We start from the raw sequence: 15786 nt of genomic DNA, 5'->3' as shown, positions 1-15786 counted from the left end.
TGTCAGCAGCGTCCGTAGTTGTCCTGGAAGCGCACAATATCGTCCTCTCCCAGATATTCGCCACTTTGCACTTCAATCATGACTAGGTCGATCACCCCGGGGTTTTCCAAGCGGTGCTGGTGACCAGCCGGGATGTAGGTGGACTCGTTAGTGGAAACGAAGAGTTCCTTGTCGCCATTGATAACACGTGCCGCACCACTCACGACAATCCAGTGTTCGCTCCGATGATGGTGCATCTGCAAGCTGAGGCTGGCGCCGGGCTTGACCACGATACGCTTGATTTTGAAGCGGTCCCCTTCTTCCAAAACCGTGTAGGTTCCCCAAGGACGGTGCACGGTACGATGCAATCGGTACGCCTCATGCCCTTGTGCCTTGAGGCCAGCATAGATCTGCTTTACGTCCTGGGCCCTGTCCTTGTTGGCGACCAGCAGGGCGTCTGGGGTGTCGATGATCACGAGATTGTCAATACCCACCGCTCCGATCAAGCGGTCTTCACTCTTGATGTAGCAATTGCTGACATCGTGAAGGACTGCGTCACCCTCAACGCAGTTGCCTACAGCATCTGTTGCCCCAATGCCACCCAAGGCAGCCCATGAACCGATATCGCTCCACCCGATATCGCATGGAACCACAGCAACATTGGAAGACTTTTCCATGACGGCATAGTCGATGGAAATATCAGGGACGTCGACAAAGCTGTCCGCTTCCAATTCCAACTGGATAAAGCCTTTGCCCACAGCAAGACGCGAGGCATCGATACAACGTTCAACAGCCTGCAGTACCGTCGGGCAATGCTTCTTCATCTCGGCGATGAGAGCGCCAGCACTGAAGCAGAACATGCCGGAGTTCCACAGGAAGCGGCCCGTGGCCAGATAGTTCTGAGCGGCTTCAAGCGATGGCTTCTCAACGAAGCGAATTACCTGGTTGCCGTCTGCCTCGATGTAACCATACCCGGTTTCGGGCGCATCCGGGCGGATGCCGAATGTCACCAGCTTGCCAGTGTCCGCCAACTCAACGGCCTTGGTCACCGCCATGGCAAACGCTTGCTGGTCGGCGATCAGGTGGTCTGCCGCCAATACCAGCATAACGGCATCATCCCCGTGACGGCGTTGAATTTGCAGCGCCGCACTGGCCACCGCCGCAGCTGTATTGCGGCCAAAGGGCTCTAACACAAACGAGGTCGGCAACTTCTTAGTGTTGACCTCCCGGAATTCATCCTCTGTCTTGAAAAACAGGTCGCGATTGGTGACAGTCAGTACTTCAGAGGTACCGGGCAACTCGAAACCACGCAAGAAGGCTTTCTGCAGCAGGCTCTGTCCATCGGACAGGCGGATGAACGGCTTGGGATGCTGCTCACGGGAAACAGGCCAAAGGCGCGAACCTGCGCCGCCGCAGAGAATAGTCGGGATCAAGGTAGACATTTTGCTCTATTGCATAGAAAAATCGGCAATTATGACATATGCAGCACACACTCATGCCCATTTTACGTTAGCGTCGGCAAAGTGTATTGCGGCGAAGTCAGATTGACTGTTTTGTCATAGTAAACATCTTCCAAGCACCTAAAGGCACATAGCTAGTAAAGCCCGGGCTGACGTTATAACATCACTACAAACAGAGCCTCGCTACAGCCACCATCGGGGATCTTGGATCTCCGAAGATGTTTTGCTTGGCAGGGCCATCCAAAGATTGTAATTAAACATGCCTTGCAAGCACCTAGCGTCCCTCTCGGACCGCCGGGCTACCCAACGCATGGCGTTCGCATACGCTTCGACACCTAGTCACGACCGAGGCCATGAGCAGTAGCTGAAAGTTTGATGAGATGCCCATCCACTCGACGATGCGGTACTTAGCATAAACTTGTTAGCTCGCTCTCTTCAGAGATTGTCGCTTAGAGTTACGTTCCCTATAGGTTGCTCAAGAAGCCCAATCTTGCCTTTTATAGGCATAAGACCAATGGCATTTCCTTATAAATTACTTCTTCATAGCCGTCACCACTTAGCGACGACGGGTGATAACCCTGTAGACCGTCAAGGTAAACAGAAAATCGGCGTTCTTTCCAGTCCTGTTGCTGAACGGCATGAGCATTCCTAACTCAAGAGCGGCCATTCATTGATGATAACCATATGCATCCACTCTTCCGATTACCATTGCCACTAGTAAGAAAGTTCCCATGGAACAGTGGACTACCCAGGCCGGCGCCGTTAATGGTATGGACGCCCCCTTCCTGAAGCGGCATCTCGGTGCCACAGTGAGTTTGCAACCGACTCACTGACCTAAGGGAGCGCCACCATGAACATTACGACGATTGGACTGGATCTGGCCAAGAACGTGTTCCAGGTCCACGTGGCGGATGAGCGTGGCAGAGCCGTTCTGCGCAAACAGTTGGCTCGCCATCAAGTGGCCGCGTTCTTTGCCAACCTGCCCCCCCTGTCTGGTCGGCATGGAAGCAATGGGATGGACTCCTCCTCCCCTAAACGGCATCAGGTGCCAGACTGGAGAGTGGGATCAACCAGTCACCAGGAAGAAGGAGTCCACCATGAAGCTTATGCGCGTCGGCGTTGATTTGGCAAAGTCAGTGCTCCAGGTCCATGGTGTGGATAGCAAGGAACAAGTAGTGGTGCGCAAGAAGCTGCGTCGAGAGACGTTTCTTGCATGGTTCGATGACCTGAACCGGGATTGTGTGATCGGCATGGAAGCTTGTGGCAGTGCTCATCACCGGGCACGGAAGCTGCGGACCCTTGGGCACACGGTACGCTTGATGGCGCCCCAATTCGTGAAGCCTTACGTGAAGACCAACAAGAACGATATGGCCGATGCCGAGGCCATCTGCGAAGCAGTGGCTCGGCCGAATATGCGCTACGTTCCGGTCAAAAGCATGGAGCAGCAAGCGGTGTTGGCATTACATCGAGTTCGGCAAGGATTCGTGAAGGCCCGAACGGCACAGGCAAATCAGATTCGTGGCTTGCAGGTTGCCCCGGCTCTGCAGGCTGCGGTTGGACTCTGGCCAGTTGGTGGTGCGTGCGATAGCGGGGCTTGTGCGGGTTCATGTGGCGAGTCGACCCCGCACTGTTTGCGGCAACTTGACAGGACTTAGAGCTGCTTATTTGGATGACTCCTGTTTGCCAAGGGCAGTTTTCACGAGATGACATACAGTGGTTGGTTGCACGCTTATATCCGTGCATGGACGTACATGGACTCCCCAAATTTGCCAAGCACTCATTTCATGGTGGCTCGAAGGTAGCGATTGCAGCCGTATATTCGGATTTTTAGCGACAGCGGTGTTGTTACCCATCCCTGATGGAATCTGCTGGTTGGGGCCCCAATCGGACTGACGCACTTGATGTGCTCCGTATATAGCGGGTTCTGCCAACCACGGTCTCACCTGTTTCGCCATCACTCGTTGATCGCCTGGGCAATCGGTAGGAAAGCCTTTCTTGTTGCTGACGAGGTTCCGTGCAGGCGTTCACGCGGCCAACGGGGCCGGTACACCACACTGCCGGTTGTGGGCCAGCAGCACCCAACTTAATAGCTGCTTCAACCAGCCCCCGCTTGATCACAGCAGCGTTCAACATGCTGGATTACCGCTCGGGTACCGTGGATCAGCAAGGTGCGCAGATAGACGTCCCCCCGTTTGCTAATGCCCAGCAAGACCGGCTTGCCGACACTGGAGTGCTGTCGGGGGACCAGCCCCAGTCAGTCAGCCCGCTGTCGACCGTTGCTGTACGAGCGTGCATCACCAATGCTCGCCACCAACGCCCTGGCGGTGATCGATCCAATGCCTGGTATCGTCGCCAGCCGCTGCGAAGGTTCGCTCTGGCGATGCCACAGCTGAATCTGCTTCTCCAGCTCGGCCACCTGTTGATCCAGAACCCGAAGATGATCGGCGAGTCTGGTGACCAGCTCTCGCATCATCCCCGGTAACCCATTGTTACTATCTACCAGCACCATCGGCAGGCGCTGCCGCAGTGATGCCAGCCCCATGGGAATGGCTATTCCAAATTCAGCCGGCAAGTCACGCAGCTGGTTGGCTTGGGCGGTACGGGCTTTCACAAAACCGGCCCGAGCCCGGTGAACCGCCAGCAGCTCTTGTTGCTCGGGTAACTTCACAGGCACAAAGCGCATGTTGGGACGGGACACCGCTTCGCAGATCACCTCGGCATCAGCCGCATCGGTCTTGCTGCCTTTGACGTAGGGCTTCACGAACTGGGGTGCCATTAGCCTGAGGATGTGGCCTTGGGTCGCCAGCATTCTAGCCCCGTAGTGTGCACTGCTACATACTTCCATGCCGACCAGACAGGGGGGCAGGCTGGCAAAGAACGCGGCCACTTGATGGCGAGCCAACTGTTTGCGCAGAACGGCTCTGCCACGCTCATCCACCACGTGGACCTGGAACACGTTCTTGGCCAGATCCAGTCTAATCGTCGTAATGTTCATGGTGGCGCTCCCTTCGGTCAGTGAGTCGGTTGCAAACTCACTGTGGCACCGAGGTGCCGCTTCAGGAAGGGGACGTCCATTTCCTTAACAGCGCCATTCTGCTGAGGCCGCATGAAACGCAGCTGTCCCCTCTTGCTAGGACACCCCAGTCTCGGCGTACACCTCAGAGACCTTCGCACACGCGGCAAAGCCCAAAAGATACTAGCTCTAGTGTGCAAACACCGCCCACTAGATTAAAATGGCGGCATTGCTTGTGCATCAATGCAATAACATCATTTTGAAAAATCAATATTAAAAGGCGATTTTGTGCAGATTGTTATTCCCATGTCCGGATTTGGAGAGCGATTTCGTCGCGCCGGGTACAAAATACCCAAACCACTGATCGAAATTGATGGCAAACCTATCGTAGCTCACGTTATCGACATGTTTCCTGGTGAAGCAGATTTCATTTTTATATGTAACCATGACCATTTAAACGAGCCGGATTATCGCATGGAAGCCATATTGAAGGAGTATTGTCCTTCAGGGAAGGTGGTTGGTATACCGCCACATAAGCTCGGCCCAATCAATGCGGTGCGTCACATTGAACATCTACTTGATCCAGCAGCGCCAGTAGTTGTTAATTATTGCGACTTCACGTGCTATTGGGATTGGTGTCACTTCAAGCAATTCGTTAAAGACACAGGTTGTGCTGGAGCAATTCCCGCATATAGAGGCTTTCACCCCCACTCGCTGGGCAGCACAAATTACGCCTACATGCATGAAATAAATGGGTGGGTTCACGACATACAGGAAAAACAGCCTTACACCGATAACCGGATGGAGGAGTATGCCTCTAGTGGGACTTATTACTTTGCGTCAGCGCAAATCATGAGTCAAGCATTCCACGCAGTAATGGAGCAGGATCTAAATGTTGGGGGGGAGTATTATGTCAGCCTTGCCTACAAGCCATTGCTTGCAAATAAAAACCCCGTCGTTGTTTACCCGTTACAGCACTTCATGCAGTGGGGGACTCCAGAAGACGTGGCTGAATACAACACTTGGTCTAAGGCCTTCAGGGGATTAATTTCTCAACCCCAAAACAATTCGACCCCACGTGGGGCATTAGTGGTTCCGATGGCTGGTTTGGGACAACGTTTTGCTAATGAAGGCTACAACCAGTCCAAGCCACTCATCTCCGTTTCAGGACGGTCTATGGTAGCCCAAGCTACTAATGATCTGCCGCCTGCAGAACAGCATATTTTTGTGCTGAGAGCAGATATGGCAGGGTACGAGAACGTAGCAAATGAGCTAAAAGCTCTCTATCCGGCGGCGATTATCAAAACGATTGACCGTGTGACGGAAGGGCAAGCCTGTAGCGCACTAATTGGTCTGGATGCCCTAGATGAAAAGCAAGAAATGAAATGCGCTCCGATCACCATTGGTGCTTGTGATAACGGCGCACTTTACAATATTGATGCCTTTAATAAACTCGTCGACGATCCGTCTGTCGATGTTATCGTTTGGGGAGTTCGCGCTTATCCAAATGCTCTACGTCACCCCAAAATGTTTGGATGGATAGATGCCGAAGATGGACTAATCCGCTCGATTTCAGTCAAAACACCATTGGGCACCCCAGCATCTGACCCAATCGTCTTGGGTACATTCACCTTTCGCAGAGTTGAAGACTTCCGCCGTTCCTTTGATCGACTCATTGCGCGTAACGGTCAGATTAATGGAGAGTTTTACATTGATTCGCTCATTGATGATGCAATAGCACTTGGGTTACGCTGCTATATTTTCGAAGTGGACAGTTATTTATGCTGGGGCACACCGAACGATCTGCGTACATTTGAGTACTGGCAATCGTGCTTTCATAAATGGGCTAGCCATCCCTACCGGTTGGAGCTTGATGGTCGAATACCAAATGACAAAGTTGACATCCTAAAGGAAAAATACAAAGCTATAATTCCGGCACTGCCTGAGGCAATTGCATGATTAAGCGCGAGCTGGCCATATTTTTGGTTGTTGGCGCAACGACTGTCTTGGTCGACTTCGTTACTTACCGTGGTCTGATTAGACTTGATGTCATGGCTGTCGACATGGCGAAAGCCATTGGGTTTTTGGTTGGAACCCTATTTGCCTACTTTGCCAATCGTTTCTGGACCTTTGGCCACAAATCGCATGCCCCAGGTAATGCGTGCAGGTTTGTCGTATTGTATGCAAGCACACTTGCTGCAAATGTTCTAATCAATTCACTCGCATTAAAAGTGGTTGCTAATACGTTTGCTGCCATTCAATTGCCTTTTTTGCTCGCAACTGGAGTTTCTGCATCCCTTAACTTCTTGGGCATGAAGCTTTTTGTGTTCAGACAGCGTAACACATCGGGGTATTTATGAGATTTTCTCTTGTCATTCCTTGTTACAACGAAGCAGATAATCTACCGTTGCTGTTAGAGCGCTGTAAAGGGCTGGCTAACAAGCCACGTGTGGAGGTTCTTCTAGTTGACAATGGGTCAACCGATAGCACAAAAGAAGTACTTCAGAAGCTACTTCCCCAATACCCCGGGTGTCGAGCTATTCGTATTGAAAAAAATCAAGGGTATGGCTTTGGAATTGTGTCTGGCCTCAAGGCGGCAAAAGGCGAAATTCTAGGTTGGACGCATGCGGACATGCAAACTGATCCTCAAGATGCACTTCGCGGCCTGTCTTTATTTGAAAAGCATGGGGATGATATTTTTGTAAAAGGTCGACGCTACGGCCGCCCTTTCATGGATGTTGTTTTTACTGTTGGAATGAGTTTATTCGAAACTCTGTTACTCGCACGTCCTATGTGGGACATCAATGCGCAGCCTACAATGTTTTCTCGCCGGTTCTTTGAATCCTGGATGACACCCCCGGATGATTTTTCACTTGATTTGTACGCTTACTATCAGGCTCAAATCTGTAAACTCAAGGTTCATCGTTTTCCTGTTGAGTTTGGTAAGAGGGCACATGGCGTCTCTCACTGGAATGTCAATTGGGCCGCAAAGCGAAAATTTATACGTAGAACGGTCGATTTCAGTCTTCAGTTGAAAAAGAAAATTTGAACATGAAACTCATTTTTCACCGACGTAATACAGTATCCGACCTTATGGCAACCGACTCAAAGTATGGAGTAGAGGTGGATATTAGAAGCGAGGGAGATCGGTTGATAATCCATCATGATCCTTGCATGCCTGGCGAGCACTTTGATGAGTGGATCAATGCCTATCGACATGGAACTCTAATACTCAATGTAAAGGAAGAAGGGCTCGAAGCGCGGCTGATTTCTCTAATGGAATCAAAAAGTATTTCTGATTATTTTTTCTTAGACCAATCTTTCCCATTTTTAGTAAAATGGTCAAATGCTGGCGAACATAGGTGTGCTGTTCGTATTTCAGAGTTCGAGTCGATTGAGACAGCGCTGAATTTGGCAGGCAAGGTGGATTGGGTCTGGGTAGATTGCTTTACCCACTTCCCTCTGAATGAGCAAAATGCAAGAAGGCTCAAGGATGCGGGGTTCAAACTTTGTCTTGTTTCTCCAGAGCTTCAAGGGCGAGATCCCGAGATAGAAATTTTTCAGCTGGCATCGCTATTGAAAGAGCGAAATATCTTGGCGGATGCTGTTTGTACAAAGCGCCCTGATCTTTGGGAAAAAACGGTTGCGTTCAGATGAAGAAGCTCCTTATTCATCCTTTCTTCACGATGGGGTTGGCAATTCGCTTGGCCTTAATCGTCGGCATGGCTCCACTTGCTGTCACGGACTGGTACGGGCCATTCCTAGATATGAGCACCTCTGCGCTTACACTTGATCCTTGGTCAGCATGGGTTGCTCACGGAGGCGACCCTGTTGCTTTCCCCTACGGGTATGCGATGTGGCTGACTTTTCTTCCTCTGACGCTTATTTCCAAAATCATAGGATTACCGTTACTTTATGCATATGACTTAACCATTTTGGCGGCTGATTTCAGCTTGTTGTTGATCCTTCATCAGCTTCTTCCTAATCGACAGCGACTACTTTTGCTAACTTATTGGCTGTCTCCCATAATCATTATCGCAAGTTATGGATTGGGATTAAATGATTTGATCCCCGCGCTGCTATTAGTACTTTCGATGTTGTTTGTACGTCGAGTTAAACTAACGTTGGCAGGTGTTCTTTTAGCCTCAGCCATTTCTGCCAAGCTGAGCATGGTGGTGGCTGTTCCTTTTTTTGCAATTTATCTATTTAATAATCGAGCGCTCAGGCAACGTTCATTTGAATTTGTGTCAGGGTTTGGGTTGAGCATTTTTTTGCTTGCTGGGTCTTTCCTCTTATCGGGGGCTGGGCTCAAAATGCTTTTTGGCAACCCGGAAATAGAAAAGATATATCAGCTAGCCATTGGATTAGCTGGAAATGTATCTATCTTTGTTGTCCCTCTAATTTATCTGGTCATGCTCTACTTGGCATGGCGAGTTCGGCGCCTTAACTTTGATCTGTTTCAGGCGACGATAGGTATTGCATTCCTGCTGATTGTATTAATGACACCATCTTCTCCGGGTTGGTTTGTGTGGTGCATCCCATTCCTCGTACTCTACCAAGCGATGAGTGGCCGCATTGCAATCCTAATGGTTGGGGCGTTTTCAGGGGGGTATGTATTAAGTACGCTTCTGTTAACGCAACTGCAGTTCGCGAATGGGAACGAATTTGCATTAGGCGTTGCACTTCATATTCCAGGGCAAATGAGTGGCCACACTTCGTCACTTTTGCATACGGTGATGGTTGCCATCGGAGGGGTGCTTGCAATCAGAGTTTGGCGAGAGGCCATTGGCAGAAACGATTTTTTCCGGCTAAGCCGAAAGCCATTTGCCATTGGCATCGCAGGGGATTCCGGAGCAGGGAAAGACACATTCACCGATGCTATTACCGGACTGTTTGGAGAGCATTCGGTGGTCAAGCTTTCCGGTGATGACTACCACCTGTGGGATAGACAAAAGCCCATGTGGCAGGTGATGACCCATCTAAACCCTATGGCGAATGATATCGAGGGGTTTTGCAATGATCTTGTGTCATTGACCGATGGCAAAAGCGTCATGTCAAGACATTATGATCATAAGACAGGCAAAATGAGTAAGCCATTTATGATGGCCAGTAATGATTTTATAATTGCAAGCGGTTTGCATGCGCTTTATCTCCCAGTTATTCGGGAGTGCTACAACTTGAAAATATATTTAGACATTGATGAAGAATTACGTCGACATTTCAAGATTAAGCGCGATGTACATCATCGTGGGCATACTATTGAGCGGGTTCTCGGGTCTTTCGAAAAGAGGGAGCCTGATTCCGAACAATTTATTCGCCCACAATCCAGACATGCTGACTTGATTATTTCATTGCAACCGATTCATCCTAGGATGTTGGAGGGGTTGGATGACAAGCACCCTCTCCGATTGAAACTTGTCGTTAATACCCGAAACGGATTCAATGAACTTTCAATACATCGGACTCTTGTAGGAGTCTGTGGGCTACATGTTGACGTTGTAGTCAACGATGATGGCTCAGATGTGCAACTAACCATTGAGGGAGAAACCTCGGGGGCCGACATTGCTATGGCGGCAGAAATGCTATGCCCTCGTGTTCAGGAGTTCTTGGATATTTCACCCAAGTGGCAGGATGGCATGTTGGGCCTGATGCAACTGATCACTCTCACTCATATAAGCCAAGCTCTGACCAAGCGATTCATAAAATGAAGATTAATAACCAAGAGCGATTTACTCGCCTCCCCGATGCCATTTTGTTTGATACGGACAACACACTTTATCCGTATGACCCAGCTCATGCTGCGGCCCAGTGTGCAGTGCGAGAGAAGGTGGCGAAAATGTTTTCAATACCTCCCGAAGATTTTGACAAAGCATTCAATCTGGCCAGGACAGAGGTCAAATCTCGCCTCAAACACACGGCTTCTTCACATAGTCGATTACTTTATTTACAGCGCATGCTTGAGATAATGGGTTTGGGCTCACAGGTTCTATTGGCGCTTGATTTTGAACAGACCTACTGGAGAACCTTTTTGAGTAATGCAATCCTGTTTGATGGTGTGAAGGAGTTGCTGGATGATATTCGTTTACTCGGCATTCCAACTGCAATCGTTACAGATCTGACAGCTCAGATTCAATTTAGAAAAGTTGTTTACTTCGGCCTGGATCATTACTTTGACTACATTGTGACAAGTGAGGAGGCTGGCTTTGACAAACCACATCAGGCCCCTTTCCAGATAGCACTTGAGAAAATGCGCCCGAAAGGCAATTGTATTTGGATGATTGGCGATAACCCTGTTAATGATATCAGAGGCGCTCGAGAAAATATCAATGCCGTAACACTGCAAAAATATCATGCCGGAGTTGAGGTTGGGGTAGATTTGAACGAACCGGATGCAGTGTTCGGTGATTTCGAAGCGCTTCGAAAACTGATTGTAAAAATAGGAAGGCCCTGATAATGCCTGTCAAAAACTCGTGCATGGCAAATCAAGTAAAATCATTTTGCTCCAAAATTGGCTGTGATCCATTATTGGTTCAGGGAGCTGGTGGAAACGTATCATGGAAGGATGGAGAGATCCTTTGGATCAAAGCTTCTGGTACTTGGCTTGCTGATGCCGAGCTAAAGGAAATTTTTGTTCCAGTTGATCTGGCTTCTCTACGAAATGCCATCGCATGCGGTAACTTTTCAGTTACACCGACTGTGCTTGGCTCATCTTCCCTACGACCTTCGATTGAAACCCTGCTCCATGCGCTAATGCCGCATCCAATAGTTGTTCACCTCCACGCAGTTGAGGTTTTGGCACATCTGGTACGGAAAAACTGGTTATCAGATATGCAAATGCTCCTAAACGATGCTGTTGCGTGGACTGCAGTGCCTTATAAGAAGCCCGGTGCTGACTTAGCTGCGGCAGTTAACCATGCACTTCAGGGCGAGGCTGCATTCAGAGTTGTTTTTCTCCAAAACCACGGCATTGTGATAGGTGGTAACAACATTGCAGAGATTGAGGCAACGTTGAAGCTATTGGTAGACTGCATGCGGACTACACCGATTGATCATGAAGTGTATAGCCCGTCCGCCATTGACATCGGTGGCGGATACATTCCAGTGTCCGATCCGTATTTGCACTACTTAGCCAAAGACCTAACATTATTTGCGCGATTAGACTCACAGTGGACATTATATCCTGATCATGTGGTTTTTTTGGGCCCTGCAGCTCAGGCATATCCAAGCATTGAAGCGCTTCATATCTTCTTGCGTTCCGCAAAGAATCGCCCTGAGCTCATATTTATTAAAGATGTAGGTGTCTTTGTTCAGTCCGATTTCAGCTTAGCCAAGATATTGCAGTTGCGCTGTTATTACGAAGTCTTGGTGAGGCAGCAGCATGGACAGGAAATTAACACTCTGCGGCCACAAGAGATTGGGGAGTTGTTGAATTGGGATGCAGAGCAATATCGATTAGCTCTATCAAAATGATAATCATGAAGAATATTGGTAATTTTTTGAGAAAATATCGGCCCAGCCTGCTGGTTGCTTTTGTTTTTCTTTTTTTTACACTCACTTCTTTCAGCATATATCTAACTCGCACACTTAATGATGATATAAATAATCATATTCTTGCAGGTGACATGTTCGGTGTGCCTAGTGAGCTAAGAGAACATGGTGTGAAACCGCTGTATTACGGTCCTGGTCAGACAGGCTGGGATGGGCAGTTTTATTATTATATCGCCAATGACATTTTAGCCTTAAAAGACACTGCCAACCATATCGATGCTCCTTCATATCGCTATCAACGCGTTGGGCTTTCCCTATTTGTTGCGATTGTTTCAGCCATTACTGGTAACAACTGGGTGTCCCCATCTACCTTTTTTGTTAGTTATTTTTGTCTATTACTGGTAGCAACCCTTGTTGGGGCTAGTCTCTTCGTTCGATTTGGGTTAAGTCCATTTCTTATTTTGCTTTGGTCTTTGAGTGTTGGCACTCAGATTACGCTTTTTAATGCTCTTCCAGATGCTGCTGCCGACGCATTTCTAATTATCGCGCTATGGTTGGCCGTGTCTGGCAGATTGGGGTGGTCAACAATCCCATTTGTGCTATCTAGCTTGTCTCGCGAAGTCTATGTACTATTCCCATCATTTATTGCTTTTTTTTATTTATTTCAATCAATAAAAACCAAAGAAGATCAGAGGGGCTGGAAACTGATAAATGGCCTAAGTCATTTCTTTGTTCGAAGCAATTATATTTTTTTGCTGCTTCCAGGGATTGTAGCTATTTGTTGGCGTCTCTACATATCGAATCATTTTGGCGTAACTCCTTCGTCGCAAGCACAGGGCATTCTAGGCACCCCTTTTGTCGCTTGGTTTAAATACTTGCTTTCCGGGGTCTCTGATAATCATATATTGGTTGGGAGTGGCTTTCCATCTTATGCTGAAGCAGGATCATTGATCCTGTTTATAATGGTTCTTGGTGCAGCTTTGTTTAGCGCATGGAAGCTGATAAATAATCGAGTTTTATCGTCGACTCCCGAACTTGGTGGGATTGCCCTAGCAACTGGTTCTTTGGTTGCACTTTACGTTTGTTTTGGCCCGACAGTAATGTCCCATTACACTGGCTATTTTAAGGCTCTCTCAGTTTTTTCCTTTTTAATTCCATTACTCCTTGCTTCGATTGCTGTATCTCGTCTCGAAAAACTTGGTATTTATTCTTTACTGTTGCTATCTTTGTTTTTTTCAACTTTTTATAACATGAAAGTTAGGATATTACCTTTCGATATTTATAGTGACGAAATAATCAAAATGAGCGCGATATCTAACCATCCTCCAATTAAGTGCTTTAATGATTATGACGCAGAAATTAAAATAAACTCCGTAACTATTAACAAAGGATCGACAATATCTAATTATATTGGAAGAGGAACCCAGATTGTTGTCGATCTTGATTTAAAAAACACTGGTGATAACCCGTTTTGGTCAACGAATAATATTGGGGGAGTATTTATGAGTTACCAATGGGTCGATTCTGAGCGGCGTGTGTTACTGGATGGTGTGCGGTCAGTAATTCCTGGTGGTCTTTTGCCAGGCCAGACGAAGCGAGTCTCTGTTATTTCAAGTTTTCCGGCAGATTCTGATGCCTCGCTGATGTTAAGCCCTGTTCAAGAGGGGTGTGCGTGGTTTTATCAAGCGAACCCAAAAGTCTCTGGCGAGTTCAAGATTAGTGTGAAGTAAATATAATTTCACATATTACTAACTAATTTTTTTAGCTGGTTGTGGTAGGATAGCCTTACAATCAGACACGAAAATAGGTCCGCAGTGTTGACCGGCAAAAAAGCGGTTGAACCAGCTGGGTTTTGAGTTAGGATGCGGCCCGGCCTTACTTTTCACATTGGCTCAAAACAGCAGGCATATCCTGTCGTACGTACGTTCATGCGGCTGTTGGTGGTGGGCGAGTGTCCCACCACCAACAACTCCACATCCCAGATCGCTAGCCGACTCGGTATTTCCCTACATTCATTCCTGCTTCCAGAACATTTTCGGAAATATGTCATTCCCTGCAAATGGGCGGCTAAATGTTTGGACGAGGTGATTCTTCCACTCAGTGATGTGACTTGGGTGCCTGCTCAGGGTTGGAGTCAAGTGTCAAACGATCACCGTGACCTTTGTTAATGAAATGGACGCCCCCGCGATGCGGCGCGCGTCAATGTAGTTGTCGCCTGATTCATGCAGCCAAAGGCTGTCTATTCGTGCCTTGGGTGGCCATGGAGACAACAGCTTCGCGCTCGGGATTGAGCGTCACGGTGCTGATGGGCGACCAATTCCGGGTGTTGCCTGCCCAGCGTGCAGGGTGGCGTCGGCGAGCCTCGGCATAGAGCACGTGACGGGCTGCGAGAATCAAATGATCTTCTCCCGCATGGCGCTGGGCGGGGCTCACGTAGCGGATGCCGCTGTGGCGATGCTCGACGTTGTACCAGTGCACGAAGCGGCTGGCCCAGGATCGGGCAGTCTCCAGATCCTCGAAGCCCTTGGCAGGAAACTCGGGGCGGTACTTGGCCGTACGGAAGAGGGCTTCAGCGTAGGCGTTGTCGTCGCTGACCCGGGGCCGCGAGTAGGACGGCTTGATTCCCAGCCAGTGGAGCATGGCCAGCACCGTGGTGGCCTTGAGCGTCGCACCGTTGTCCCCGTGCAGGATGGGTTTGTCAGCCAGGGCGGCAATGCCCTCCGATAGCGCGGTACGACGCACCAGATGTGCCGCGTGTTCGGCCGCATCACTGGCATGTACTTCCCAGCCAACGATCTTGCGGCTGTACAGATCCAGGATCAGGTACAGATGAAACCAACGCCCCGTCACCGTGGCGGGTAGATAGGTCATGTCCCAGCACCACACCTGGCCCGGTGCCGTGGCGACGTGAGTGCTCGGCGGGCGGGATGCCGCAGGGGCTTTGGCGCGACCCCGGCGAGCTGTTTGCCCTGCATCGCGCAGGATCCGCTGAAAGCTCGATTCGCTGGCCAGATAGAGGCCCTCATCGGCCAGCATCGGGACGATGCGGGCCGGCGGCAGCTCGGCAAAGCGGGCCTCGTTGGCCACTTCCAGCACCTGGGCGCGCTCCGCCGCGCTGAGCGCCCGATGGGAGGGGGCTCGCACGGCCTCGGGGCGGCGGTCACCCCGGATGAGGCCGTCTTCGGTCTTCCAGCGCTGCAGGGTACGCAGCGTGATGCCGGCGACTTCGCAGGCCGGGCGTAGCCGTGCCCCGGACTGCTTGGCCACATCGATATCCCGGGCCAGGCATTGGCGATCTTCGAGGCCGATCATTCGTCCTCGTCCCTGCTGAAGATCGCCGCCACTTTTTTTGACAGGACAAGCAGCGCTGCGGCTTCGGCCAGGGCCTTGTCCTTACGGCGCAGCTCCCGTTCGAGTGTCTTGATCCGGCGCTGATCCTGTTTGGTTTGCTGGGGGCTGGCACGGCACTCTTCCGGCTCCGCCAGCGCCTGGGTAGCCGCCTGACGCCATTGGACCAGCTCCTGCGGATAGACCCCGTGCTCGCGGCACCACGCGTTCTTGCCGGCTTCATCGAGGGCTGCCGTGGTGAGCACCGCCTCGAACCGGGCCGCCGCTGTCCATGCCCGCTCGCGAGCGGGCATGGACAGCGCATCACTACGCCAACGCTCCAGTGTCGCCACCCCCACACCGATCTCACGCGCAACCGCTTCCGCCGCCGCGCTCTCCGGCGGCAGCAACCGCGCCACCGCTCTATCTTTGAATTCCTGTCCGTATCGCGCCAAGTCGTTCTCTCATCATCGCCCCCGAGTTATGGATTCTATCGAGGCGACAACTATTTTGACGCGG

The 15786-nt window shown here is 50.1% G+C and carries 9 protein-coding genes and 4 pseudogenes; 10 read left to right on the top strand and 3 right to left on the bottom strand.

Translation table 11 applies throughout. The features are described from left to right. Positions 1-2 precede the first annotated feature (2 nt). The gene (locus tag QU481_RS18485) at positions 3-1421 is read right to left on the bottom strand and encodes a mannose-1-phosphate guanylyltransferase/mannose-6-phosphate isomerase (protein ID WP_289831476.1); all 1419 of its coding nucleotides are present in this window, start codon (positions 1419-1421) and stop codon (positions 3-5) included. Between the two features lie 868 nt (positions 1422-2289). On the opposite strand from QU481_RS18485, the pseudogene QU481_RS18480 reads away from it, so the two are divergent. Next, positions 2290-2455: pseudogene (locus QU481_RS18480) on the top strand (IS110 family transposase); the annotation flags it as partial. 81 nt (positions 2456-2536) lie between these two features. Beyond that, positions 2537-2965, top strand: a pseudogene (locus QU481_RS18475) (IS110 family RNA-guided transposase); the annotation flags it as partial. Positions 2966-3463: 498 nt separating this feature from the next. On the opposite strand, the pseudogene QU481_RS18470 reads toward QU481_RS18475, so the two are convergent. Next, positions 3464-4434, bottom strand: a pseudogene (locus QU481_RS18470) (IS110 family RNA-guided transposase). Positions 4435-4740: 306 nt separating this feature from the next. Between QU481_RS18470 and QU481_RS18465 the strand changes: the two are divergent. From QU481_RS18465 to QU481_RS18430, 8 genes are read left to right on the top strand one after another with little or no spacing between them, the layout of a single operon-like run. After that, the gene (locus tag QU481_RS18465; protein WP_289831475.1) at positions 4741-6411 is read left to right on the top strand and encodes a glycosyltransferase family protein; all 1671 of its coding nucleotides are present in this window, start codon (positions 4741-4743) and stop codon (positions 6409-6411) included. Continuing rightward, the gene (locus QU481_RS18460) at positions 6408-6812 is read left to right on the top strand and encodes a GtrA family protein (RefSeq protein WP_289831474.1); all 405 of its coding nucleotides are present in this window, start codon (positions 6408-6410) and stop codon (positions 6810-6812) included. The genes QU481_RS18465 and QU481_RS18460 overlap by 4 nt, the downstream gene beginning before the upstream one ends. Then, the gene (locus tag QU481_RS18455) at positions 6809-7501 is read left to right on the top strand and encodes a glycosyltransferase family 2 protein (protein ID WP_289831473.1); all 693 of its coding nucleotides are present in this window, start codon (positions 6809-6811) and stop codon (positions 7499-7501) included. The genes QU481_RS18460 and QU481_RS18455 overlap by 4 nt, the downstream gene beginning before the upstream one ends. Positions 7502-7503: 2 nt before the next feature. Beyond that, a complete protein-coding gene (locus tag QU481_RS18450; RefSeq protein ID WP_289831472.1) occupies positions 7504-8109 on the top strand; it encodes a phosphatidylinositol-specific phospholipase C/glycerophosphodiester phosphodiesterase family protein in 606 nt (201 codons plus the stop codon). Next, entirely contained in the window at positions 8106-10160 is a 2055-nt protein-coding gene (locus QU481_RS18445; protein WP_289831471.1) for a nucleoside/nucleotide kinase family protein, read from the top strand. The genes QU481_RS18450 and QU481_RS18445 overlap by 4 nt, the downstream gene beginning before the upstream one ends. Then, positions 10157-10903 carry an HAD family hydrolase gene (locus QU481_RS18440; RefSeq protein ID WP_289831470.1) on the top strand — a complete coding sequence of 249 codons (747 nt, stop codon included), beginning with the start codon at positions 10157-10159 and terminating at the stop codon, positions 10901-10903. The genes QU481_RS18445 and QU481_RS18440 overlap by 4 nt, the downstream gene beginning before the upstream one ends. Before the next feature lie 23 nt (positions 10904-10926). Next, the gene (locus QU481_RS18435) at positions 10927-11922 is read left to right on the top strand and encodes a class II aldolase/adducin family protein (protein WP_289831469.1); all 996 of its coding nucleotides are present in this window, start codon (positions 10927-10929) and stop codon (positions 11920-11922) included. A gap of 5 nt (positions 11923-11927) precedes the next feature. Next, positions 11928-13670 carry a hypothetical protein gene (locus QU481_RS18430; RefSeq protein WP_289831468.1) on the top strand — a complete coding sequence of 581 codons (1743 nt, stop codon included), beginning with the start codon at positions 11928-11930 and terminating at the stop codon, positions 13668-13670. A 490-nt stretch (positions 13671-14160) separates the two neighbouring features. Here QU481_RS18430 and QU481_RS18425 read toward each other — a convergent pair. After that, positions 14161-15722 (bottom strand): annotated as a pseudogene (locus QU481_RS18425) (IS3 family transposase). Between the last annotated feature and the right edge of the window lie 64 nt (positions 15723-15786).

The sequence above is a fragment of the Crenobacter oryzisoli genome (assembly GCF_030385785.1).
In the GTDB taxonomy this organism is placed as follows: domain Bacteria; phylum Pseudomonadota; class Gammaproteobacteria; order Burkholderiales; family Chromobacteriaceae; genus Crenobacter_A; species Crenobacter_A oryzisoli.
Note: the sequence above shows the minus strand (reverse complement) of the source record. Positions and strands in the feature narration are given on the sequence as shown.

What these genes read in the sequence shown, in the direction of transcription:
- QU481_RS18455 (WP_289831473.1), top strand. Translation starts at nt 6,809, where the DNA reads ATGAGATTTTCTCTTGTCATTCCTTGTTACAACGAAGCAGATAATCTA.
- QU481_RS18450 (WP_289831472.1), top strand. Translation starts at nt 7,504, where the DNA reads ATGAAACTCATTTTTCACCGACGTAATACAGTATCCGACCTTATGGCA.
- QU481_RS18430 (WP_289831468.1), top strand. Translation starts at nt 11,928, where the DNA reads ATGAAGAATATTGGTAATTTTTTGAGAAAATATCGGCCCAGCCTGCTG.
- QU481_RS18460 (WP_289831474.1), top strand. Translation starts at nt 6,408, where the DNA reads ATGATTAAGCGCGAGCTGGCCATATTTTTGGTTGTTGGCGCAACGACT.
- QU481_RS18485 (WP_289831476.1), bottom strand. Translation starts at nt 1,421, where the DNA reads ATGTCTACCTTGATCCCGACTATTCTCTGCGGCGGCGCAGGTTCGCGC.
- QU481_RS18445 (WP_289831471.1), top strand. Translation starts at nt 8,106, where the DNA reads ATGAAGAAGCTCCTTATTCATCCTTTCTTCACGATGGGGTTGGCAATT.
- QU481_RS18440 (WP_289831470.1), top strand. Translation starts at nt 10,157, where the DNA reads ATGAAGATTAATAACCAAGAGCGATTTACTCGCCTCCCCGATGCCATT.
- QU481_RS18435 (WP_289831469.1), top strand. Translation starts at nt 10,927, where the DNA reads ATGGCAAATCAAGTAAAATCATTTTGCTCCAAAATTGGCTGTGATCCA.